The 1,487-nt window shown below is 62.3% G+C and carries 1 protein-coding gene; it reads right to left on the reverse strand.

Features of this window, described 5'->3' with window-relative positions; all coding sequences use genetic code 11:
• Positions 1 to 319: 319 nt before the first annotated feature.
• On the reverse strand, positions 320 to 1,450 hold the full coding sequence (locus P0D80_RS50125; RefSeq protein ID WP_408296174.1) for an IS110 family RNA-guided transposase: 1,131 nt from the start codon (positions 1,448 to 1,450) through the stop codon (positions 320 to 322).
• Positions 1,451 to 1,487 lie beyond the last annotated feature (37 nt).

The raw sequence follows: 1,487 nt of genomic DNA on the forward strand, positions 1-1,487 counted from the left end.
ATGGACTGACCCCCAGAAGTTGGACAGTTGATATGACTCCGCTTGTCAAGAGGGGATCAGTTTTGGGTTTTGAGCTGCCATCTGAATTTCCTGAGGGCGACGTAGTAGTAAATCTCGACGGTGGATCATGCTGATATCCGCGGGTTGGTTACCGCATTACAGAAGTCCGCCCAGCGAGCCTGCCGCCATCTAGTGCCGCAAGTCGAATGAAATCCGTTGCCTAACTGTCTCGCGGGTTGCTCGGGTGCCGGGCTACGCCGCCTTCAGGAAACTCTTGCTCGGGTGGTGAGGTTGATTCACGTGTTGCTCAAGGGTTGGGTTACGCCATGCGCACCTCGGGCCGTACGGCGAGCGACATGGCGAGCTGGCTGATGTCCCAGATGAAACCGGCGAGTTCACGAGCGACCGCGACCACCGCAATATTCTTCTGCTTGCCGCGCGCAACGAGCTTCCGGTAGCGCCGGCACAGGCGCACCTGCGCGTCCCAGGCGCGGTCAACGATGGGCTTGGGGATGCCTTCGTGGCGGCGCTGGATTTCGGGACTCACGCGGGCCGGGTGCTGGTAACTCCAGGCCGCTTCCACCAGCAACTTTCTTGCATAGCTGTTGCCATTCTTGGTGATGCTGCCCTGACGGCGCTTGTCGCCCGACGAGTGTTCGGACGGCGTCACCCCCAGCCAGGCCATCAGCTGGCGCGGGTGGGCGAAGCGTGACAGATCCCCGAGCTCGGCGAGCATGCCCACTGCCGTGGTGAACTGGACGCCCCGCATCGTCTGCAGGCCCAGCACGGCAGGATAGAATCGCCAGTTGACGACGGCCTCGCGCAACGCGGCCTCCAGCCGGTCGCATTGCGCCAGGCGATCCTCGATCGTGCGCCGATACTCCTCGAACGCCAGTTGCTGCCAAACGCTGTCGAAAGCATAGGCGCTCAGCCAGCGCCGGTGCGCAGGTCCCCAGTCGGCGCGGCCTGCATAGCGCACGCCATGCAGGAGCAGAAAGGCCTTCAGCCGTTGCCGGGCACGCTTAAGATCGTCCTTGGCGCTGACCCACGCGCGAGCCAGATCGCGGAATGCTTCGTCTTCCACGCTTGGCACGTACACCGCTGACAGGTCGCCGGCGCGCAGCGACCGCACCAGCTTGATCGCATCACGCCGGTCAGTCTTGACCCGATCGCCCGGCTTTTTCGGAATCAGCGACGGCGCGCACACCATGCAGTCGAATCCTTTCTGCACGAGCTGACGGTAAAGTCCATAGCCGCACGGGCCCGCCTCGTAGACGATGCGGATGTGCCGCACCTTCGATTGCAGGCGCTTACACAGGCGATCAATATCCGTCTTCGTCGTGCCAATCTTGCCGAGCAGTTCGACCTCGCCTGTGCCCAGCGCATAGGCCACCGTGATCGAATCCTTGTGAACGTCGAGCCCTACGTACAGTGTGCTATCGTTTTCCACGCTTTGCGACACGTGTCGCCGTCTGCCGGACGTAAAC

Origin of the sequence: Paraburkholderia sp. RL17-373-BIF-A, assembly GCF_046030175.1 — a bacterium.
Lineage (GTDB): Bacteria > Pseudomonadota > Gammaproteobacteria > Burkholderiales > Burkholderiaceae > Paraburkholderia.